This is a genomic window from Streptomyces sp. 1-11, from assembly GCF_007176755.1.
Lineage (GTDB): Bacteria > Actinomycetota > Actinomycetes > Streptomycetales > Streptomycetaceae > Streptomyces.
Window position 1 is genome coordinate 134345 of the sequence record NZ_BJTV01000013.1, and the last position, 21241, is coordinate 155585.

Here is a 21241-nt window from a genome sequence, read left to right on the forward strand (position 1 = left end):
GGCCAGTAGGGCTCCTCCTCGGGGTCCCGGGGGCCGGCCCGGATCAGGCCGGGTAGGGCTCCTCCTCGGGGTCCCGGGGGCCGAACAGCGCCGTGAGGCCGAGGTGGACCAGCAGGGCGGCCAGCGGCCAGGCGAGCAGCGCGCCCTTCGCGCCGAGGTCCAGCGGCGCCGGGAAGGTCACGCCCTTCCCCACCGCCTTGGCGTGGGCTATGACGTCGGACTCGGGCCCCAGCCAGACGCCGAGCCGCCACGCCAGCAGCGACGCCAGCAGCCCGCCGACGCCCAGCGCCACCACGAGCGGCACCCCGCCCCGCCGGCGCCACAGGAACACCACGACCGCGCTGAACAGCCCGAAGGCGAGTCCCAGCAGCGTGAACGTGCCGTCCACGCCGATCGCCTGCTCGCCCTCGGTGTCCTTGATGTAGACGACCCAGCTCTTGCCGACGTGGTCGGCGATCAGCGGCACGTGCGGCGCCAGCCACCACCACAGCAGCCCGAGCAGCACCCCGCCCAGCGCCACCGCCACGGTGACCACCGCGGCCTCCCGCACTTCCGTCTTCATCCCAGGGCCGTCCTGTTCGTACATGCCCGCGAGCGGCGCCCCGGCAGGCGGGGCCTGCCGGACCTGGTGCGCGGAGTCGTCGTGCGGCGGCGGAGGCGGCGTCAGCGGTGCGGTCACCCTGCCATCGTGCCAGGTCGCGCCCTGGGCCGCGTCATCGGACGGCGGCCCTGCGGTACGCCCAGGCCGCCACCGCCAGCGAGACCACTCCGACACCCGCGCACACCCCCAGGTCAGCCAGGACCACGGCCCAGTCGGGGTGTGCCCCGAAGGTGCGCGCGTATGCCTCCACGCCGTAGGTGGAGGGCAGCAGGTCCCGGGCGAGACGGATGATCTCCGGCATCCGGTCGGCGGGCAGCACGCCCAGCAGCAGGGCCGCCGACATGCCGAGCTGGCCGAGCAGCGTGGCCAGTTCGGGCCGCGGCGCGAGCAGGCCGCACGCGGCGCCGAGTCCGGCGAGCGCGGCCCCGGCGAGCGGGATCACGGCCACCAGGATCCACAGGTTGGACAGGGGCAGCCCGAACAGCACGCAGCCGAAGACGGCGGTCACCAGCGTCCCCGGCACGGTGAAGGAGGCGTACGCGCCCGCCGCGCCCAGCACCACCGCGGCCGGCGGCACCGGCAGCGTGGCGTAGTGGTCGAGGCCGCCGCTGGCCCGCAGCTGCCCGAAGTACTGCGACAGCAGGTTCAGCGCGACGTAGGCGACGACCAGCACCGAGGACCCGGCCACCACGGACTGCGCCTCGCCGCCGCTGTCCACGACGCCCCGCATCATCACGGTGATGCCGACGGACTGGAAGGTCGCCACGAACAGCAGCGGGATCCGGGCCACCCGGGCCCGGGAGAGCTGCGCCCGGTAGACGGCCACCAGCGACGGCCACAGCCGCGCGGGCGGACCCAGCTCGGCCGCGCCCCGCGCCGCCTCCGGAACGGTCCGGGCGCCGCCCGGCACAACCTCCGCGGGTACGACACTCACGACGCGCTGCTCCTCTTCCCTACGGCCCTCGCGCACACCCGTACGCATTCCGCGGCCCGCGCGCTCACGCCTTCACCAGTCCCTGCCGGGCCGCCCCGCCCAGCGACAGGTACACGTCCTCCAGGCTGGGCGTGGCGAGCGTGAAGTCGTCCAGGGCGGCGAAGGCGGCCCCGCCGGTCACCGTGGCGACGACGGCGCGGGCCTCCTCGGGCGCGAGCCGGAGCGTCCAGCGCCGGCCGGACTCCGCGGCCCGCTCGCGCAGCACGGCGACCTCGGGCACCTCCAGGGGTGCCCGCTCACGCCACACCAGTTCCACCCGCACCTCGCCGGAGACCTGCTCCTTCAGCCCCGTCGGGGTGTCGCAGGCGATGACCCGGCCCTGGTCCAGGACGGCGACCCGGTCGAGCACGGTCTCCGCCTCGATGACGTTGTGGGTGACCAGCAGCACGGTCGTGCCGTGCTCGGCCCGCCGCCGGTCCACGGCCGCCCACACCGCGCGCCGGGCGACCGGGTCCATGCCGGTGGTCGGCTCGTCGAGGACGAGCAGCGGCCGATGGCCGACGAGGGCGGCGGCGAAACAGGCGAGCCGCCGCTGGCCGCCGGAGAGCTTCTTCAGCGCCCGGCCGGCGATCGGCGTGAGGCCGAGCTCGTCCAGCACGGCGTCCCGCTCGGCCCGCGCCTGCCGTACGTCAAGGCCGCGCAGGCGCCCGGTGGTCTCGGCGGCGAGCGCCACGGTCAGCTCGTCCAGCGCGGACGACTCCTGTCCCAGGTAGGCGAGGATCCGCGCGGCCAGCCGGGGGTGCCGGACGATGTCGTGGCCGAGGATCTCGACGCTGCCGGCGTCCGGCCGCAGCAGCCCGGTGAGCTGGCGCACGAGGGTGGACTTGCCGGCGCCGTTGGGGCCGAGCAGCCCGAAGATCTCGCCGCGCCGCACCTCGAGTTCCACCCCGTCGGTGGCCCGCACCTCGGGGGTGCCCGGCGTGCCGCGCCGGCCCTTGACGGGCGGATAGGTCTTGGTGAGCCCGCGCACGCGTACGACCTCGTCGTACCGAAGTGCCTGTCCCGCGCGCGTACTCACAAGGGACGAGACTACGGGGTCGGGCGGCTTTACTCGCCCTTGGGGCCGTCGGCGGGGTTCAGTCGGCGGCGGGCGCGTGCTGTTCGGCGGCCGCCGGGACGTCGACCTCGCGCCAGAAGCCCGCCCGGATGGCGTAACGGTCGTGCTCGTCGATCTGGTCGTCCTTGTGGGCCAGCAGGCCGAAGCGGGCGGCGTAGCGCAGCAGCTCGCCGTCGATGCGGTGCGGGATGCGCGGATACATGGTGGACAGCCGCTGCACATGGTTCTGGTCGCCGAGGCGGGAGATCCAGCGGCGGGCGAAGACCTGCCCCACCTCGTACGGGTCGCCGCCCACGGTGGTGATGTCCTCCTCCCGGTCCGCCCACCGCTGCTCGGCGGTGGTGAGCTGGGCGAGGGTCGGCATGGAGGCGATCTCGGGCGGCTCGGCGGCCGCTCCCGGCCGGTCCACCCAGCCCTTGTCGGAGGACCATCTCAGGGTCGCGGTCGCCGGGTGCTGCACGGCCTGCGCGCCGGGCGCGCGCAGGGCGGCCAGGTCCTTGGGGGTGGGCACGCCCTTGGGGGCGGCCGACCGCTCCTGCGCGCCGTGCTCGGCGGCGGCCGGCGAGCGGGCGGCCTCCTCGTCGGTGCGCTCGGCGGCCGCGGTGAGCGCGGAGTCCGGCAGCGGCGCGGAGAGGATGGCGGCGATCTCGGGGCGCGGCGCGGGCGGCGGGGCGCAGACGCCGGTCAGTTCCTTCGCGCGGACCGCCTGGGTGATCCAGGCTCGGTCCAGCACGCGCCGCTCGTCGGCCTCGGCGACCAGGTCCTCGGACTGGTTGTAGTCGCCGTCGGCGGCCTGGACGGCCCACAGGTGGACGGCGACGCCGTGCTCCTTGGCGGCCATCATCCCGGGCAGCAGATCGCCGTCGCCGGTGACCAGGACGATGTCGGAGCAGGCGCGGTTGCGGGCCAGCTCGGTCAGCTCGGCGTGCATGGCGGCGTCCACGCCCTTCTGCGCCCAGCGCCCGTCGCTGCGGGTCAGGGCGCCGAGCCGGACGGTGACCCGGGGCATCACGCGCAGCCTGCGGTGCTCCGGCTGGGGGACCCGGTCCGGGGCGCCGTCGAACCAGTAGATGCGCAGCAGCGGGCGTTCGGTCTCCGCCTCGGCCCTCTCCCGCAGGGCCTGGATCAGCGCCGCGTGGTCGACGGTGATCCGGGACCGCGAGGGCTCACCGGCGAGGAGGCTGGCGGCGGCGCCCAGCAGGTACCCGGCGTCCACCAGGACGATGCAACGGTCCACGCGACTCACCCTCTTCCCGGGAGGCTTTGCTTCGGACTTCCTTCGAGTCTGCCCGAACGGGCGGGGCTTAACGGCCCGAACTCGATCTTCGGCGTGGCGTTTACGGGGCCCGCTCGCCCACCTCCCTTGTCACACACGGTAATTATCCGACATGCGGTTGATGTCAGCGTATGTGAATCTGATCCCGGCCCTGGCCCCTAGATCCCCCACAGGAGGCAGATCACCATGGCCAAGAACAAGAACCGCAAGCAGGGTGGCCCGCAGAACCGCGCTTCGCAGGCCGAGCACCCGGCGGAACGCGCTCAGCGTCCGGCGGCGGAGGAACCGGAGTCCTCCATGGCGGGCGCCGCGGGCAGCCCTTCGGATGCCTCGCGCAAGAAGCAGAAGAGCTTCGGCCACAACTAGGAGCGCTTCGGCGATAACTAAAGGGCATGTGAAGCCCAGGCACGCAGGAGGGGCGCACCCCGTGTGGGTGCGCCCCTTCGTCGGCTTCACGGCGTCGCGGCCCGGCTGCCCGCCGCGGTGGCTCAGCCGGCCAGGCAGGACGGTCCGAGCAGCACCTTCAGATCGCCGAAGAGCGCCGGGTCGGGCTTGACCCGGTGCCGGTCCAGGCGCAGCACGGTGGTCTTGCGCGGACCCTGGAGCTTGATCCTCACCTCGCTGTCGCCCTTGTGGTGGCTGAGGATCTCGCCGAGCCGGCTGACCATCGGCGGGGTGACCCTGGTGGCCGGGATGGTGAGGACCACCGGCGCGTTGGCGCCCGCGTTGGACAGGTCCGGGATCATCAGCTCCATGGCGACGAGCCGGGGCACGTCCTCGCGCTTGTCGAGGCGGCCCTTGACGAACACCACGGCGTCCTCGACCAGTTGCGTCGAGACCAGCTGGTAGGTGGCCGGGAAGAACATGCACTCGATGGAGCCCGCCAGGTCCTCCACCGTGGCGATCGCCCAGGCGTTGCCCTGCTTGGTCATCTTGCGCTGCAGGCCCGAGATGATGCCGCCGATGGTGACGACCGCGCCGTCGGCGTGCTCACCGCCGGTGAGCTGGGAGATGCCCGCGTCGGCCTTGTCGGAGAGCACGTGCTCCAGGCCGAAGAGCGGGTGGTCGGAGACGTACAGACCGAGCATCTCCCGCTCCTGGGCGAGCAGATAGGTCTTGTCCCACTCGTCCTCGGCGAACTGCACGTCGAGTCCGAAGCCGGGCTCGCTGCTGGTCTCGTCGCCCATGCCGCCGAAGAGGTCGAACTGGCCCTCGGCCTCCTTGCGCTTGACCGCGACCACGTTGTCGATCATCGGCTCGTACTGCGCGGTGAGTCCCTTGCGGGTGTGCCCCATCTCGTCGAAGGCGCCCGCCTTGATCAGCGACTCCGTGGTGCGCTTGTTGCAGACCACGGCGTCGACCTTGTCGAGGTAGTCGGGGAAGGAGGCGTACTTCCCCTTGGCCTTGCGGCACTTGATGATCGACTCGACGACGTTGGTGCCGACGTTGCGGACGGCGGAGAGGCCGAAGAGGATCACGTCGTCGCCCTGGGCGGCGAAGTTCGACTCGGACTCGTTGACGTTCGGCGGGAGCACCTTGATGCCCATGCGGCGGCACTCGTTGAGGTAGATCGCCGACTTGTCCTTGTCGTCCTTGACGGAGGTCAGCAGCGCGGCCATGTACTCGGCCGGGTAGTTCGCCTTGAGGTAGGCGGTCCAGTACGAGACCAGTCCGTACGCGGCCGAGTGGGCCTTGTTGAAGGCGTAGCCGGCGAACGGGACCAGCACGTCCCACAGGGCCTGGATGGCCTCGTCGCTGTAGCCGTTCTTGCGGGCGCCGGCCTGGAAGATCGTGAAGTTCTTGGCCAGTTCGTCGGGCTTCTTCTTGCCCATGACGCGGCGCAGGATGTCGGCCTCGCCGAGCGAGTAGCCCGCGATGATCTGGGCGGCCTTCTGCACCTGCTCCTGGTAGACGATCAGGCCGTAGGTGACGGCCAGGACCTCCTCGAGGGGCTCCTCCAGCTCCTTGTGGATCGGGGTGATCTCCTGCTGCTTGTTCTTGCGCAGGGCGTAGTTCGTGTGCGAGTTCATGCCCATCGGGCCCGGCCGGTACAGGGCCGACACGGCGGAGATGTCCTCGAAGTTGTCGGGCTTCATCAGCCGGAGCAGCGAGCGCATCGGGCCGCCGTCGAACTGGAAGACACCGAGGGTGTCGCCGCGCTGGAGCAGGTCGAAGGTCGTGGGGTCGTCGAGCGGCAGGGAGAGCAGGTCGATGTCGAGGCCCTTGTTGGCCTTCACCATCTTGACCGCGTCGTCCATGATCGTCAGGTTGCGCAGGCCCAGGAAGTCCATCTTCAGCAGGCCGAGCGACTCACAGCTCGGGTAGTCCCACTGCGTGATGGTCACGCCGTCGGTGTGCCTGACCCAGACCGGGACGTGCTCGGTGATGGTCTCGCTGGACATGATCACGCCGGCGGCGTGCACGCCCATCTGCCGGACCAGGCCCTCCACACCGCGCGCGGTGTCGATGACCTTCTTCACGTCCGGCTCGTTCTCGTACATCCCGCGGACCTCGCCGGCCTCCGAGTAGCGCGGGTGCTGCGGGTCGGTGATGCCGGAGAGCGGGATGCCCTTGCCGAGGACGTCGGCGGGCATGGCCTTGGTGATGCGGTCGCCCATCGCGTACGGGTAGCCCAGCACGCGCGCGGAGTCCTTGATCGCGTTCTTGGCCTTGATGGTGCCGTAGGTGCCGATCATGGCGACCTTGTCGGCGCCGTACTTCTCGGTCACGTACCTGATCACCTCGACGCGCCTGCGCTCGTCGAAGTCGATGTCGACGTCGGGCATGGAGATGCGCTCGGGGTTGAGGAACCGCTCGAAGATCAGGCCGTGCGGGATCGGGTCGAGGTCGGTGATGCCCATCGCGTAGGCGACGATCGAGCCGGCCGCGGAGCCGCGGCCGGGGCCGACGGCGATGCCGTTGTTCTTGGCCCACATGATGAAGTCGGCGACGACGAGGAAGTAGCCGGGGAAGCCCATCGAGATGATGACGTCCATCTCGTAGTCGGCCTGCTTCTGGCGGTCCTCGGGGATGCCGCCGGGGAAGCGGCGCTCCATGCCGCGGCGCACCTCCTCCTTGAACCAGGTGACCTCGGTGTAGCCCTCGGGGATGTCGAACTTCGGCATGAGGTCGCGCTTCTCGAACATGCCGGTGGTGTCGACCATCTCGGCGACGAGGAGCGTGTTGGCGCAGCCCTCCTGCCAGGCGTCCGAGGAGTCGATGGCGTACATCTCGTCAGTGGACTTCAGGTAGTAGCCGGTGCCGTCGAACTTGAAGCGGTCCGGGTCGGAGAGGTTCTTGCCGGTCTGGATGCACAGCAGCGCGTCGTGCGCGCCCGCCTCGTGGGCGTAGGTGTAGTGCGAGTCGTTGGTGACCAGCGGGGGGATGCCGAGCTTCTTGCCGATCTCCAGCAGGCCGTCGCGGACCCGGCGCTCGATCTCGATGCCGTGGTCCATCAGCTCCAGGAAGTACCGGTCCTTGCCGAAGATGTCCTGGTAGTCGGCGGCGGCCTTGAGGGCCTCGTCGAAGTGGCCGAGGCGCAGCCGGGTCTGCACCTCGCCGGAGGGGCAGCCGGTGGAGGCGACGATGCCCTCGGACCACTTGGCGATGGTCTCCTTGTCCATCCGGGGCCACTTCTGCAGCCAGCCCTCGGCGTAGGCGTCGGAGGAGAGCCGGAAGATGTTGTGCAGACCCTTGCTGTTCACGGCCCACATCGTCTTGTGGGTGTAACCGCCGGAACCGGAGACGTCGTCCCGCTTCTGGTGCGGCTGGCCCCACTGGATCTTGCGCTTGTTGCGCCGGGACTCGGGCGCGACATACGCCTCGATACCGATGATCGGGGTGATTCCGGCCTTCTTCGCGGAGTGGAAGAAGTCGTACGCCCCGTGCAGGTTGCCGTGGTCGGACATGGCGATGTGCGTCATGCCCATCTCGTTGCAGGCGTTGAACATGTCCTTGAGCCGCGCGGCACCGTCCAGCAGCGAGTACTGGGTGTGGACGTGCAGGTGCGTGAAGGGCGGCTTTGACACGGTATGGCCTCCAACGGAAACTTCGGCGACGGGCTGGCGGACAGTCTGGGGGTCAGCGTCGAAGTCTATGCCCGGGCACTGACACACGCGGGGCATCCCCACGTACCTTCGTCCGGGAACCGGGCACTCCCGCGCGGCGTCGCCCGTTGGAGACGGCGGAGACGCTGTCGTTCCCCCGTACGTACGTTCACGCACCACCCGTCCCGCACCAGGAGGCACTCCGCGATGCCGGTCCCCGAGCTCAACGACGAGCAGCGCGGCGAGGAGATCCTCGCCGTCTTCGACACCGCCTTCGGCCGGCTCCTGGCCGCCGACCCGGCCGCGTTCCGCGTGAAGTTCCGGAAGATGGCGGCCTCGGCCTTCGCGTTCTACCGGGGCACGGCGTGCCTCTTCTACCACGACCTCGACGCCGAGAAGCGGGGCGGCCCCTACCTGGACGACCGCACCTCGCGGGTGTGGATCCACGGCGATCTGCACGCGGAGAACTTCGGCACCTACATGGACTCCAACGGGCGCCTGGTCTTCAACGTCAACGACTTCGACGAGGCCTACGTCGGCCCGTTCACCTGGGACGTGAAGCGCTTCTCCGCCTCCGTCGCGCTCGTCGGGTACGCGAAGGCGCTCAGCGACGAGCAGATCACCGAGCTGGTGACGATCTACGCCGAGGCCTACCGGGAGCGCATCCACGCCCTGGCCACGGGCGCCAAGAGCGACGAGGTGCCGCCGTTCACGCTGGACACCGCGCAGGGTCCGCTGCTGGACGCGCTGCGTGACGCCCGCTCGCTCACCCGCTTCGGGCTGCTGGAGTCGATGACGGAGATCCGGGACTTCGAGCGCCGGTTCGCACCGGGCGGCGGCTCCGTCGAGCTGGACGCCGCCACCCGCTACAAGGTGCTGGCCGCCTTCGACGGCTACCTGGAGACGCTTCCGGAGACCTCGCTGGCCCGCCCGGACTCCTACCGGGTGAAGGACGTCGTGGGCCGCCGGGGCATCGGCATCGGCTCGGCGGGGCTGCCGTCGTACAACATCCTGCTGGAGGGGCACAGCGACGCCCTGGAGAACGATGTCGTGATCTACATCAAGCAGGCCCAGACCCCGGCCGTCTCCCGGCACATCACGGACGCCGCCATCGCGGAGTACTTCCAGCACGAGGGCCACCGCACGGTGATCTCCCAGCGCGCCCTGCAGGCGCACGCGGACCCGTGGCTGGGCTGGACCGAACTGGACGGCGCGGGGCAGCTCGTCGCCGAGGTCTCGCCGTACGCGGTCGACCTGGACTGGGACGACATCGACGACCCGGAGGAGATCGCGGCGGTCGTCGCCGACCTCGGCCGGGCCACGGCCACCATGCACGCGGCGGCGGACGACACCTCCGGCGAGTCGCTGGTGCCCTTCTCCACCGAGCGGGCCATCGACGCGGCCATCGCGGCGGACGAGGAGGGCTTCGCGCCGCTGCTGGTGGACTTCGCGCACGACTACGGCGCACGCGCGCGTGCCGACCACCAGATCTTCCTCGACCTGTTCCGCAACGGCCGCATCCCGGGGCTGTGACCCCGGGACTCACAGGCATCCTTTAGGAGTCCCTTACCGGCGCACGTGACAGACTCTGCATTCACCATGGACATCTCCGGGACCCAGCTCAGAGCCGTACGCGCGGCGCTGTTCACGGCAGTGGTCGTGACGCTCAGCACCGCGTCGCACGTTCTGCTGTCCAGGGCCCCGCTGCCGGCGGCGACCGTGGCCGCGGTCGCCGCCGCGGTGTTCGGCACCGCGTACGCGCTGGCGGGCCGCGAGCGCGGCTTCGGCCGGATCGCGGCCCTGCTGATCCCGCTGGAGCTGACCGCCGACACGGTGTTCACCACCGGCCAGCAGTCCTGCTACGGCAGGGCGGGCGGCCCGGTCACGGGTCCCCTGCATGCGTTCGGCCTCGACGTGCTGTGCCGGGGCGGCAGCGTGGGCACGCCGCTGGCGCAGGTGACCGGCGCGCCCGGCCGCGGCCCCGGGGTCCCGCTCGCGGACGCCGGGCCGGCCGCCGCCTGGCTGCTGCTCGCCGCGCACCTCGGCGTGGGGCTGCTGGCCGCCGCCTGGCTGCGCCGGGGCGAGCGGGCCCTGGCCCAGTTGCTGGGCGCGGTCACCGCCACCACCTTCCGCCCGCTGCTGCTCGCGGCGGCGGCGGCGGGCACCGTGCGGCCGCTGCCGGTCCGCCGGCCGCACCGCCCGGCTCCGTGGCCGGCCGTGGCCCGCGACCGGCTCTTCGTGCACTCCCTGGGACGGCGTGGACCGCCGCGCTCCCGCGCCCTCGCCCTCGTCTGAGCGGCGACCGCTGGGCACGACCAGTCCCCCACACGTATCCCGCGTACGACATGTGCGCGTCCCATATGGAGATCATCACTATGAGCAAGCGGAACAGCCAGGCGGCGAAGACGGCGGCCCGGGAGCGGCTGCGCCAGGAGCGCGAGCGCCAGGCCAAGCGCGACAAGGCCAGGCGGCAGGTCATCGTGGCCGGCTCGGTCGTGGCCGTGCTGGCCGCGGCGGGCGGCATCGGCTACGCCGTCGTCCAGGCCAACAAGCCCGGCTACTGGGACGGGCTGAAGGACGCCTCCAGCGTCACCGCCCCAGCCAACACCACGGGCGCCAAGGGCACCACGGTCATCCTCGGCAAGGACACCGCCAAGAAGACCCTGAAGGTCTACGAGGACCCGCGCTGCCCGGTGTGCGCCCAGTTCGAGCAGACGGTCGGCTCGACGGTGAAGAAGGACATCGACGGCGGCAAGTACAAGATCCAGTTCGTGGGCGCGACGTTCATCGACGACCACGACAACGGCGTGGGCTCCAAGAACGCGCTGAGCGCGCTCGGCGCCGCGCTCAACGTCAGCCCGGAGGCGTTCCTCGAGTACAAGGGCGCGCTCTACTCGGCCAAGTTCCACCCGGACGAGCAGACGGACAAGTTCAAGAGCGACGACTACCTCATCAAGGTCGCCGACACCGTGCCCGCGCTCAAGAACAACGCCAAGTTCCAGGACGCGGTCAAGAAGGGCACGTACGACGCCTGGGCGATGGCGATGTCCAAGGCCTTCGACGACAACAAGGACGGCGTGTCCGGCACGCCGAGCTTCGTGATGGACGGCAAGAAGCTCACCGCCGACAACCAGGGCAACCCGCCCATGACGGTGGCCGACTACAACCGGGTGCTGGACGCGGCCCTCAAGGGCTGAGGCGCCGTCAGGTGACGAGTACCGCGTGAAGAGCGGGCGAACTTTCGGAGTTCGCCCGCTCCCGCGCATACCGATCAGTAACCTGATCGGTCGTGACCAGTCGATACAGATCATCCGAGGCACACCAAGGCCTCGCCTCCTTCTCGCCCCGCCGCCGTACGGTCGTCAAGGCCGCGGCGGCGACGGCTGTGCTGGCCGGCCCGCTCGCCGCCGCCCTTCCCGCGCGCGCGGCCGACCAGGCGCCCGCCTTCCTGCACGGCGTCGCCTCCGGTGACCCGCTGCCCGACGGCGTCCTGCTGTGGACCCGGGTGACGCCGGTGCCCGAGGCGATACCCGGCTCCGGAGTGGGCCCGGACACCGAGGTCGGCTGGGTCGTCGCCCGCGACAAGGCGTTCACCGACGTCGTCGCCAAGGGCTCGACCACCGCCCGGGCCGGGAGCGACCACACCGTCAAGGCCGACATCCGCGGCCTGGCCCCGGCCACCGACTACTGGTTCCGCTTCACGGCCGGCGGCACGGACTCCCCGGTGGCGCGCACCCGCACCGCGCCGGCGGCGGACGCGGCGGTGTCCTCCCTGCGCTTCGGCGTGGTGTCCTGCGCCAACTGGGAGGCGGGCTACTTCGCCGCCTACCGCCACCTCGCGGCCCGGAACGACCTGGACGCCTGGCTGCACCTCGGCGACTACATCTACGAGTACAAGTCCGGCGAGTACGCGGCCCGGGGCACCGTCGTGCGGCCGCACGCGCCGGCCAACGAGATCCTCACCCTCGCCGACTACCGCACCCGGCACGCCAAGTACAAGACCGACCCCGACCTGCAGGCCCTGCACCTGAAGGCGCCGGTCGTCGCGATCTGGGACGACCACGAGTTCGCCGACAACGCCTGGTCCGGCGGCGCGGTGAACCACACCGAGGGCGCCGAGGGCACCTGGTCGGCCCGTCAGGCCGCCGCCAAGCAGGCCTACTTCGAGTGGATGCCGGTACGCCCCGCCATCGCCGGCACCACCTACCGGCGGCTGCGCTTCGGCAAGCTCGCCGACCTCTCCCTGCTGGACCTGCGCTCCTTCCGCTCCCAGCAGGCCTCCACGGCCAGCGGTTCGGTGGACGACCCGGACCGTACGCTCACCGGCCGCGCGCAGCTCGACTGGCTCAAGGCCGGCCTGAAGGCCTCCGACACCAGGTGGCGGCTGGTCGGCAACTCCGTGATGATCTCGCCGTTCGCCGTCGGCTCGCTCTCCGCCGACCTGCTCAAGCCGCTCGCCAAGCTGCTGGGCCTGCCGCAGGAGGGCATCGCCGTCAACACCGACCAGTGGGACGGCTACACCGACGACCGGCGCGAACTCCTCGCCCACCTACGCTCGAACGCCATCGGCAACACCGTCTTCCTGACCGGTGACATCCACATGGCGTGGGCCAACGACGTGCCGGTGGACGCGGGCACCTACCCGCTGTCGGCGTCCGCGGCCACCGAGTTCGTGGTCACGTCGGTCACCTCCGACAACCTCGACGACATCGTGAAGGTGCCCGAGGGCACCGTCTCGGCGGTCGCCTCGCCGGTCATCAAGGCGGCCAACCGGCACGTCCACTGGGTGGACACCGACCGGCACGGCTACGGCGTGCTGGACATCACCGCCGACCGTGCGCAGATGGACTACTACGTGCTGTCCGACCGCACCGACGCGAACGCGACCTCGGCGTGGGTGCGCTCGTACCGCACCCGCAGCGGCACGCAGAGGGTCGAGCGCACCTACGACCCCGTGTAGCCGCCCGGGCGGGCCCGGCTACAGACTGTCGAGGAAGCCGAGCGCCACCCGCCAGGTGGCCTCGGCGGCCTCCTCGTCGTAGTCCGGCAGACCGGGGTCGGTGTAGACGTGACCGGCCCCGGCGTACCGGTAGACCTCCACGTCCGCGCCCGCCCGCCCCATCTGCAGGTACCAGGCGGTCAGCCAGTCGTCCGTCTCGAACGGGTCCGGCTCGGCCACGTGGAGCTGCACCGGCAACTCGTCCACCTGCGCGTTCGGCGCGATGTCCGACGTGCCGTGCAGGAGCAGCAGGCCACGGGCCCGCTCGTCGCCGAGGGCCAGGGTCTGCGCGACGGACGCGCCGAACGAGAAGCCCGCGTACACGAGACCGCGCTCGGAGTACGGCGCGGCCGCCAGCACGGCCCGCTTCAGCAGTTCGTCCTTGCCGATCCGCTCCTTGAACTCCATGCCCTCCTCGACCGTCCCGAACGTGCGTCCCTCGAAGAGGTCCGGCGTCCACACCTCGTGGCCCGCCGCGCGCAGCCGGTCCGCGGCCTCGCGCACCGCCGGCCTGAGCCCGTAGGTGGAGTGAAAGAGCATGATGTTCATGAGGCCATGGTGCCAGCAGCGCCGGAGGGGGCCGGGACCGCCCTACCCGGATCCGCGCCGAACTCACATGTTCATGCCTGCCGACCTCCGGTTAGGAGCGCATGCATGGAGAACGTACTCCGCCCCCTGATCGTGATCGGCAGCGCCGTCGTGCTGACCCTGGCCATCGGCTGGGCCACCGACCGGCTGCTGGGCAAGGCCGACGCCCGCAACTCCGACACCCCGCTGTGGGGGCTGCTGCGGCGCGGCCGCATCCCCTACCAGCTGGTCCTCTGCGCCGCCATGCTCAGAGGCTCCTACGACCAGGCGAAGCTGCTGGACCAGCACCATGCCGGCATCGGCCGCACGCTGACGCTGGTCCTCATCGGCTCCGCGGCCTGGCTGGTGATCCGGATAGCGGCGGCGATCGTCGAGACCTCGTACAGCCGCTACGCACGCGTTCACCGGGACGCGGCCCGGGTGCGCCGGGTGCGCACCCAGGTGGAGCTGATCATGCGGGTGGTCTCGGCGATCGTCATCGTCGTGGCCGCCGCCTCGATGCTGCTGACCTTCCCGGCGATGCGCGCGGCCGGCGCCTCGCTGCTGGCCTCCGCCGGCATCCTCGGCATCGTCGCCGGTGTCGCCGCCCAGTCGACCCTGTCCAACATGTTCGCGGGGCTGCAGATCGCCTTCGGTGACATGGTGCGGATCGGCGACACGGTGGTCGTCAACGACGAGTGGGGCACGGTCGAGGAGATCACCCTGACCTTCCTCACGGTTCGGACCTGGGACGAGCGGCGGATCACGATGCCGGTGTCGTACTTCACCTCCAACCCGTTCGAGAACTGGTCGCGGGGCACCCCGCAGATGACGGGCATCGTCTACTGGCACCTCGACCACAGCGCGCCCATCGAGGCGATGCGCGAGAAGCTCCGCGACATCCTGCGCCAGTGCCCGGCCTGGGACGGCCGCGCCTACAACCTGGTGGTGACCGACACCACGCCGAACACCATCCAGGTGCGCGCGCTGGTGACCGCCAAGGACGCGGACGACATCTGGACGGTGCGGGTCGCCGTGCGCGAGCAGATGATCACCTGGCTCTCCGCGGAGCACCCCTACGCGCTCCCCCGGGTCAACACCTCGGACGCGGTCCTCGCGCCGAACCGCGTGCCGTCGCCGGACCGGGCGACGCTGCGCAAGGCCTACGAGTTCCCGCGCACCGGCCGGGGCTGACCTCACACCGGCCCGGGCCGGCCCCGCGCCGGTCCGGACCGATCTCACACCGGCCCGGGCCGGCCTCATACCGGTCCAGGCCGGCCCCGCGCCGGTCCGGGCCGACCTCACACCGGTCCGGGCCGCTGCGGCCGGTGTCAGCGCAGGCTGCGCACGTCGAGGTGCCTCAGCACCCGGTCCACGATCTCCGGATCCGCGCCCGGCTCGCTGCGCGCCGCCAGCACCTCGTGCCGCGCCGCGCTCAGCATCTCGCCCTGGATCCGCCGCACCCGCTTCAGCCGCCGGGCCCGCTGGTGCTGCGCCTCCCGGCGTTCCTCCTCCCCCATGTCCGGGCTGATCCGGATCCCGATGTCGAAGGCCCGCCGCAGCATCTGCTCCGACAGTTCCTCGGGCAGCTCCTCGACCTGCTCGATCTCCCGGAGCCTGCGTTTGGCCGCCTTGGCGGCCCGCACCGCGAGCTCCTTCTCGAACTCCTTCTCCCGCTCAGCGTCCGCCTTCACCCGCAGCCGCCGCACCAGCCAGGGCAGCGTCAGGCCCTGCAGCACCAGGGTGACGATGATCACCCCGAAGGCGATGAACACGATCTCGTCCCGGTCGGGGAACGGCGTGCCCGCGTCGGTCTCCAGCGGGATGGCCAGCACCAGCGCCACCGAGGCCACCCCGCGCATCCCGGACCACCACATCACGACGGTCTCCCGCCAGCTCACCGGGATCTCCTCCTCGATGTCCCGCCGGGCGTGCAGCCGCTTGGTGAGCCAGGTGGCGGGCAGCAGCCACAGCAGCCGCACGACTACCACCACGCCCGCGATCGCCGCCGCCCAGCCGAGCAGTTCGCCCCAGCGCCCGGAGGCCGTACGGATGGCGTTGTGCAGCTCTAGCCCGATCAGGCCGAAGGCGACGCCGGTGACCAGCGTGTCGACGATGTCCCAGAAGGTGTGCCCGGCCAGCCGGGTCATCACGTCGTCGGCGTCGGTGGCGTACTCGGAGAGGAAGAGCGCGGTGGTGAGCACCGCGAGCACGCCGGAACCGTGCAGCTCCTCGGCGAGCACGTAGGAGGCGTAGGGCACCAGCAGGGTCAGCCCGATCTGCAGTGTGGCGTCGCCGAGCAGGCCCATCAGCTTGTTCGCGCCCCAGCCCAGCGCCAGCCCGACGGCGACCGCGACCACGGCGGACAGCACCAGGTCGAGCCCGGCGTCCACCGCGGAGAACTCCCCGCTCACGGCGGCCGCGACGGCCACGTGGTAGAGCACGATGGCCGTCACGTCGTTGAAGAGCCCCTCGCCCTCCAGGATCGACACCAGCCGGCGGGGCAGTCCGAGCTGTCCGGCGACGGCGGTGGCAGCGACCGGGTCCGGCGGGGCGATCAGCGCGCCCAGCACCACGGCGGCGGCGACGGGCAGTCCGGGCACGATGGCGTGGGCGACGGCGGCCACGCACAGCGTCGTCACGAACACCAGGGCGACGGCCAGCAGGAAGATCGGCCGTTTGTTCGCGGCGAACTGCCGCCAGGAGGTGCGGCGTACGGCGGCGTAGAGCAGCGGCGGCAGCAGCGCGGGCAGGATCAGCTCGGGCGGGAACTCCACGTTGGGCACGAAGTCGGCCACCGCCAGGGCGCCGCCGAGCAAGGTCATCAGCACCGGCGCGGGCACCCCGAACCGCTCTCCCACGGGAACGCTCACCAGAGCCCCGAGCAGCACCACGAACAACAGGGCCAACTGATCCACGGCCAGCGCTCCGGGACTCGACGATCACACGACAGGCCTCCAGCCTGCCACGGCGTCGTGCGCGCGGGCCGTTCCGGCGGTCTACAGGACGCGCCGCATGGCCCGGTGCGCGATCCCCGCGTCCGGGAACTCCGGGCCGTACGCCTCGTACCCGAGGCGCTCGTAGAAACCCAGGGCGTGGGTCTGGGCGTGCAGGTCCACGGCGGCCAGGCCACGCGCGCGCGCCGCCTCCTCGACGGCCCGCACCAGGGCCGCGCCGACGCCGAGCCCGCGCGCCTGACAGGCGACGGCGAGCCGGCCGAGGGAGCCCACCGAGGCGTCCCCGCCGGTCTTCGCGGCGGCGGCGTCGCCGTACAGCAGGCGTCCGGTGCCGAGCGGCACGCCGTCCTCGCGGACCGCGAGGACATGGACGGCGACGGCGTCGTAGGCGTCGTACTCGATGTCCTGCGCAACGCCCTGCTCGACGACGAACACCTCCTTGCGCACCGCGAAGCAGGCCTCGCGGTCGGCGGGGTCCTCGGCGACGCGGACGGTGTACGGCGCGCTCACGCGTACGTCTCCTCGCGGACCTGGTCGAGGGCGTGCTGGAGGTCCTCGGGGTAGTCGCAGCCGAACTCCACCCACTGGCCGTCGCCGGGGTGCTCGAAGCCGAGCCGCACGGCGTGCAGCCACTGGCGGGTCAGGCGGAGCCGCTTGGCGAGGGTCGGGTCGGCGCCGTAGGTCAGGTCGCCGACGCAGGGGTGGCGGTGGGCGGACATGTGGACGCGGATCTGGTGGGTGCGGCCGGTCTCCAGCTTCACGTCGAGCAGGGAGGCGGCGCGGAAGGCCTCGATGAGGTCGTAGTGGGTGACGGAGGGCTTGCCGTCCGCCGTCACCGCCCACTTGTAGTCGTGGTTGGGGTGGCGGCCGACCGGGGCGTCGATCGTGCCGCTGGTCGGGTCCGGGTGGCCCTGGACGAGGGTGTGGTAGCGCTTGTCGACCGTGCGCTCCTTGAACTGGCGCTTGAGCGACGTGTACGCGTACTCGGACTTCGCGACCACCATCAGGCCGGACGTGCCCACGTCCAGCCGGTGCACGATGCCCTGGCGCTCGGCGGCGCCGGAGGTGGAGATCCGGTAGCCGGCGGCGGCGAGACCGCCGATGACGGTCGGGCCGCTCCAGCCCGGCGAGGGGTGCGCGGCGACGCCGACCGGCTTGACGATCACGACCACGTCGTCGTCGTCGTGCACGATCTCCATGCTCTCGACCGGCTCGGCGACCACCTGGACCGGAGCGGGCGCCTGCGGCATCTCGACCTCGAGCCAGGCGCCGCCGCGCACCCGCTCGGACTTGCCGACCACCGCGCCGTCGACCTGCACCTTGCCTGCCGCGGCGAGTTCCGCCGCCTTCGTACGGGAGAAGCCGAACATGCGGGAGATGGCGGCGTCGACGCGCTCGCCCTCCAGGCCGTCGGGCACGGGCAGGGTACGGATCTCGGGAATCGTGCTCACCCGTCGAGTATGCCGGACGGCTCGCGCGACCCCGAACGAGCCTGTGGACGACGGCCCCGCCCGGGGCCGGTCCCGGGCCTCGGGGCGGGTCTCGGTCCTGGCCTCGGGGCCGGCCTCAGTCCTTGTGGACGGTGCCGTCCGGGTCCAGGCCGCGGAACGACAGCAGCACGATCAGGATGCCGCCGCACACGATCGCGGAGTCGGCCAGGTTGAACACCGCGAAGCCCTTCGGGGCGATGAAGTCCACCACCTCGCCCTGGAAGACGCCGGGCGCCCGGAAGACGCGGTCGGTGAGGTTGCCGAGCGCACCGCCGAGCAGCAGGCCAAGCGCGATCGCCCAGGGCAGGCTGTAGAGCTTGCGGGCGAGGCGGACGATCACCACGATCACGGCGGCCGCGATCAGCGTGAAGATGATCGTGAAGGCGGCCCCGAAGCCGAAGGCGGCACCGGGGTTGCGGATGGCGTGCAGCTCCAGCAGGTCCCCGATCACCTGGATCGGCGCGTGGTGCTCCAGCTTCGCCACCACCAGCATCTTGCTGACCAGGTCGAGGGCGTACGCGAACACGGCCACCGCGAACAGCACGGCGATCCGGCGGCCGCGGCCGCCCCGCTGCTCCGCCGGCGCCGTCCGCTCGCCGGTCCCGGGCGTGCCGGACGCGCCGGATCCGGCGGGTGCCTCGGCCGCCGCCGGCCGCTCGCCGCTGTCGTCCGGGGTGTCCGGCGTACCGATGATGCGCTCCGCCTCTGCCACGTGAGTCCCTCAACCTAGGTGCCTGACTGAGGACGAGAGTACGGCACGCCCCGGCCGGTCCCGGTGCTCAGGAGCGGCGTTCCTGCTTCTGCTTGCACTCCACGCACAGGGTGGCCCTCGGGAACGCCTGCATGCGGGCCTTGCCGATGGGATCGCCGCAGTTCTCGCACAGGCCGTAGGTGCCGGCGTCGAGCCGTTCCAGGGCGTGCTCGTTCTGGGTCAGCATCTCGCGCGCGTTGGCGGCCAGCGCCATCTCGTGCTCGCGCGTGATGTTCTTGGTGCCGGTGTCGGCCTGGTCGTCGCCGGCGCCGTCGCCGGAGTCGCGCATCAGGCCTACGAGGGCGTTCTCCGACGTGCTGATCTCGGTGCGCAGCCGGTCCACCTCCGACGTCAGCTCGGCTCGGGCCTCGGCGACCTCCTCCGGGGTCCAGGGGTCCTCGCCGGGGCGTACCGCGAGGTCGCCGGGGTCCGCCGCGGCGAGCCGCGCCTTGGGAACGGCGGTCTGCTTCGCCGTGGCCGTGCCAGGAGTCTTCTTCGCAACCACTGTCGTGGCTCCCGTCTGCTTCGCGGCCCGCGCCGCGCCCGCCTTCTTGGACGTGCTCTTGCCGACCGCCTCAGGGGCGTCGGCCTCGGTGGCCGCCCGCTCGGTGACGGCCTCTTCCCCGCCCGCCTCTCCGGCGGCCACCGCGTTAGCGGCCGCTTTCCCGGCTCCCGCCTTACCGGCCACCGCTCCCTTCCCTGCCGTGGCCTTCCCGGCCGTTCCCTTCCTCCCGGCCGTGCCCTTCCCGGCCGGGCCCTTCTCCTCGGCCGTGCCCTTCCTCTCTGCCGTGCCCTTCTTCCCGGCCGCTTCCTCCTCGGCCGTGCTCTCGACGGCAGATCCTTTCCCGACCACCTTCCTGGCAACCGTCTTCCCGGAGGCACTGCCCTTCGCGCGCGCCTCCCCGCCGACCGCGTCGTTCGGAGCCGTGTCCCGCGCCGGCCGCTCACCGGCCGCGCGCTTGCGGACGGTCCGCTCGCCGGCCACGTCCTGGTGAGCCGTGCCCTTCGGCGCCGTCGCCCCGGCCTCCTCGTCCTTCGAGGGCGTCTGCGTACCGGTCGTGTCCCGCCCGGCCGTGCCCCCACCGGCCACCTGCTCGGCGGCCGCCTCACCGACCGCCGTCGGCCTCCGGCCCTTCCGCTTGGCGGGTGGCTCCCCGGCGGCCGCCCTGGCCGCCGCCGGCCCGGCGGGCTGCCGCTCCGCGACCGGCTTGCGGCCGGCGGTCTTCTTCGCACCGGCCCTGTCAGCGCCAGCGGTCCTCTTCGCACCGGCCCTGTCCGCGCCGGCGCTCCGCACATGAGTCTCGTCCAGGCCTGTGTCCCGCGCGTCCGTGGTGTGCGCGGCGGCCTTCCGGCCGGCCGCGGCAGCACCAGCGGGCTTCGTGCCGGCGCCTTCGGCGGAGGCTGCCTCCGGCTTCGCCGTCGTTTCCTTCGCCGCCGCTGTCGGGACGCCGCCCGCGGCGCGCGTGCCCTGGGCGACCGCGTTCGCCGCGGCCGCCGTCCCGCCCGACGTCCGCTCGGCCGCTTTCCCGGCCGGCGCCCGCTCCCCGGCCTTCCCGGCCGACGCTTTGCCGGACACCGTCTTCCCGGCCGGCGCACGCTTCGCACCGGACGCGCCCCGCTTCGGGCCGCCGCCGGCCGCCGCCGGGCCTCGTGCCGGCTCCGTGGCGGCGGGCGTCCGGGGCGTCGCCGCAGAAGCGCGCTTGCCGGTGCCGGCCGTCGCCGCCGCGGCGTGCTCCTTCGCTCCGGCTGCCGGCGCCCGGGCGGATCTCACCGGCTTCGCCCGGCCGGCCGGGGCGGCGTCCGCGCGCGTGTGGTTCCGGCCGGCGGCTCCCTCGGCCGCGCCGCTGGAGCGGCCGGACGCCGGCTGCTGTACGGCGGTCTTCTTCGCCACCATGGCCGCGGCCCCTTCACATATTGTGATCTTGCACGCGAATCGTGCTGGGACGATAAATCGACTTGAGTCCCGCGGCAACGGGGCACACCGCCCGATTCGCCCGCCCGCATCCCCCGAGCAGCGGACCTGCAACCGTTGTGCCCAGCTCCCCGCCGGGTAATCCGCGTGGGGAAGCGCGCCCGCGGCGCGAACGCCCGCCCCCTCGCCATTCGGGTCATCCGCCCGGCCTGCGGCCCCCGCCCGCCCCGCCCGCCCACGCGCGCGGGAAATGCGGTCGGCCGCTGTCGGCTCCGCGCCGTACACTGGGCGCAGCGAGAAGCGTGGATGGGGACGAGTAGCGGCGTACGCAGCGCAGAGCGACCCGGGGACGGTGTGAGCCCGGGGGCGAGCGCGACGTGAAGATCACCCCGGAGCCGCCGGAAGAAAGCAGTGGCAGCCGCCACCGCGAGTAGAACCGGCTTCGCGACCCCAATGAGGGGGCTCACCGGCGCGTACGGCGCGGCGGGGGCCAAGGAGGGTGGTACCGCGGGAGCGCGCCGCACGGCGTGGACAGGAAAGAGCTCTCGTCCCTCCGACGGAAGGCAGCAAGTCCGTTGGAGGATGCTCGCA

17 protein-coding genes are annotated in these 21241 nt (G+C 72.1%); 6 read left to right on the forward strand and 11 right to left on the reverse strand.

From position 1 onward, the window contains the following. Positions 1 to 43: 43 nt before the first annotated feature. The 4 genes from TNCT1_RS25990 to TNCT1_RS26005 all read right to left on the reverse strand — a co-directional run bounded on the left by TNCT1_RS25990 (position 44) and on the right by TNCT1_RS26005 (position 3889). Positions 44 to 679, reverse strand: coding sequence for an AAA family ATPase (locus TNCT1_RS25990; RefSeq protein ID WP_143636398.1), 636 nt, complete (start codon positions 677 to 679; stop codon positions 44 to 46). A 34-nt stretch (positions 680 to 713) separates the two neighbouring features. Continuing rightward, entirely contained in the window at positions 714 to 1535 is an 822-nt protein-coding gene (locus TNCT1_RS25995) for an ABC transporter permease (protein ID WP_143636400.1), read from the reverse strand. A gap of 64 nt (positions 1536 to 1599) precedes the next feature. Further along, positions 1600 to 2565 (reverse strand): ABC transporter ATP-binding protein, encoded by a 966-nt coding sequence (locus TNCT1_RS26000; RefSeq protein ID WP_143636588.1) that lies wholly within the window; start codon positions 2563 to 2565, stop codon positions 1600 to 1602. A gap of 106 nt (positions 2566 to 2671) precedes the next feature. Then, entirely contained in the window at positions 2672 to 3889 is a 1218-nt protein-coding gene (locus TNCT1_RS26005) for an NYN domain-containing protein (protein WP_143636402.1), read from the reverse strand. Positions 3890 to 4114: 225 nt separating this feature from the next. Here TNCT1_RS26005 and TNCT1_RS26010 point away from each other — a divergent pair, with 225 nt between their 5' ends. Next, entirely contained in the window at positions 4115 to 4294 is a 180-nt protein-coding gene (locus TNCT1_RS26010) for a hypothetical protein (protein WP_143636404.1), read from the forward strand. Positions 4295 to 4416: 122 nt separating this feature from the next. Here the strand turns inward: TNCT1_RS26010 and dnaE are convergent, their stop codons facing one another. Then, a complete protein-coding gene (dnaE, locus tag TNCT1_RS26015) occupies positions 4417 to 7956 on the reverse strand; it encodes a DNA polymerase III subunit alpha (protein WP_143636406.1) in 3540 nt (1179 codons plus the stop codon). Between the two features lie 225 nt (positions 7957 to 8181). On the opposite strand from dnaE, the gene TNCT1_RS26020 reads away from it, so the two are divergent. From TNCT1_RS26020 to TNCT1_RS26035, 4 genes are all read left to right on the forward strand, one after another. Next, a complete protein-coding gene (locus tag TNCT1_RS26020; protein ID WP_143636408.1) occupies positions 8182 to 9507 on the forward strand; it encodes a DUF2252 domain-containing protein in 1326 nt (441 codons plus the stop codon). Between the two features lie 66 nt (positions 9508 to 9573). Continuing rightward, a complete protein-coding gene (locus tag TNCT1_RS26025) occupies positions 9574 to 10269 on the forward strand; it encodes a hypothetical protein (protein WP_143636590.1) in 696 nt (231 codons plus the stop codon). An 80-nt stretch (positions 10270 to 10349) separates the two neighbouring features. Next, a complete protein-coding gene (locus tag TNCT1_RS26030; protein WP_143636410.1) occupies positions 10350 to 11171 on the forward strand; it encodes a thioredoxin domain-containing protein in 822 nt (273 codons plus the stop codon). 92 nt (positions 11172 to 11263) lie between these two features. After that, on the forward strand, positions 11264 to 12934 hold the full coding sequence (locus TNCT1_RS26035; protein WP_143636412.1) for an alkaline phosphatase: 1671 nt from the start codon (positions 11264 to 11266) through the stop codon (positions 12932 to 12934). A gap of 18 nt (positions 12935 to 12952) precedes the next feature. Here the strand turns inward: TNCT1_RS26035 and TNCT1_RS26040 are convergent, their stop codons facing one another. Next, a complete protein-coding gene (locus tag TNCT1_RS26040) occupies positions 12953 to 13522 on the reverse strand; it encodes a dienelactone hydrolase family protein (RefSeq protein WP_143636414.1) in 570 nt (189 codons plus the stop codon). Between the two features lie 105 nt (positions 13523 to 13627). Between TNCT1_RS26040 and TNCT1_RS26045 the strand changes: the two genes are divergently transcribed. Continuing rightward, positions 13628 to 14734 carry a mechanosensitive ion channel family protein gene (locus TNCT1_RS26045; RefSeq protein ID WP_143636416.1) on the forward strand — a complete coding sequence of 369 codons (1107 nt, stop codon included), beginning with the start codon at positions 13628 to 13630 and terminating at the stop codon, positions 14732 to 14734. Positions 14735 to 14871: 137 nt separating this feature from the next. Here TNCT1_RS26045 and TNCT1_RS26050 read toward each other — a convergent pair whose 3' ends face one another. From TNCT1_RS26050 to TNCT1_RS36845, 5 genes are all read right to left on the reverse strand, one after another. Next, positions 14872 to 16458: a Na+/H+ antiporter gene (locus TNCT1_RS26050; RefSeq protein ID WP_143636419.1), complete on the reverse strand. Its 1587-nt coding sequence runs from the start codon at positions 16456 to 16458 to the stop codon at positions 14872 to 14874. A gap of 81 nt (positions 16459 to 16539) precedes the next feature. Further along, entirely contained in the window at positions 16540 to 17007 is a 468-nt protein-coding gene (locus TNCT1_RS26055) for a GNAT family N-acetyltransferase (RefSeq protein WP_143636421.1), read from the reverse strand. After that, positions 17004 to 17948 (reverse strand): RluA family pseudouridine synthase, encoded by a 945-nt coding sequence (locus TNCT1_RS26060; protein ID WP_143636423.1) that lies wholly within the window; start codon positions 17946 to 17948, stop codon positions 17004 to 17006. The genes TNCT1_RS26055 and TNCT1_RS26060 overlap by 4 nt, the downstream gene beginning before the upstream one ends. Before the next feature lie 115 nt (positions 17949 to 18063). After that, complete coding sequence (gene lspA / locus TNCT1_RS26065; protein ID WP_143636425.1) at positions 18064 to 18699, reverse strand: signal peptidase II; 636 nt, start codon at positions 18697 to 18699, stop codon at positions 18064 to 18066. A gap of 67 nt (positions 18700 to 18766) precedes the next feature. Then, positions 18767 to 20632 carry a TraR/DksA C4-type zinc finger protein gene (locus tag TNCT1_RS36845; RefSeq protein WP_216856683.1) on the reverse strand — a complete coding sequence of 622 codons (1866 nt, stop codon included), beginning with the start codon at positions 20630 to 20632 and terminating at the stop codon, positions 18767 to 18769. Positions 20633 to 21241: the final 609 nt, after the last annotated feature.

What these genes read in the sequence shown, in the direction of transcription:
- TNCT1_RS26010 (WP_143636404.1), top strand. Translation starts at nt 4,115, where the DNA reads ATGGCCAAGAACAAGAACCGCAAGCAGGGTGGCCCGCAGAACCGCGCT.
- TNCT1_RS26020 (WP_143636408.1), top strand. Translation starts at nt 8,182, where the DNA reads ATGCCGGTCCCCGAGCTCAACGACGAGCAGCGCGGCGAGGAGATCCTC.
- TNCT1_RS26025 (WP_143636590.1), top strand. Translation starts at nt 9,574, where the DNA reads ATGGACATCTCCGGGACCCAGCTCAGAGCCGTACGCGCGGCGCTGTTC.
- TNCT1_RS26030 (WP_143636410.1), top strand. Translation starts at nt 10,350, where the DNA reads ATGAGCAAGCGGAACAGCCAGGCGGCGAAGACGGCGGCCCGGGAGCGG.
- TNCT1_RS26040 (WP_143636414.1), bottom strand. Translation starts at nt 13,522, where the DNA reads ATGAACATCATGCTCTTTCACTCCACCTACGGGCTCAGGCCGGCGGTG.
- TNCT1_RS26045 (WP_143636416.1), top strand. Translation starts at nt 13,628, where the DNA reads ATGGAGAACGTACTCCGCCCCCTGATCGTGATCGGCAGCGCCGTCGTG.
- TNCT1_RS36845 (WP_216856683.1), bottom strand. Translation starts at nt 20,632, where the DNA reads ATGGTGGCGAAGAAGACCGCCGTACAGCAGCCGGCGTCCGGCCGCTCC.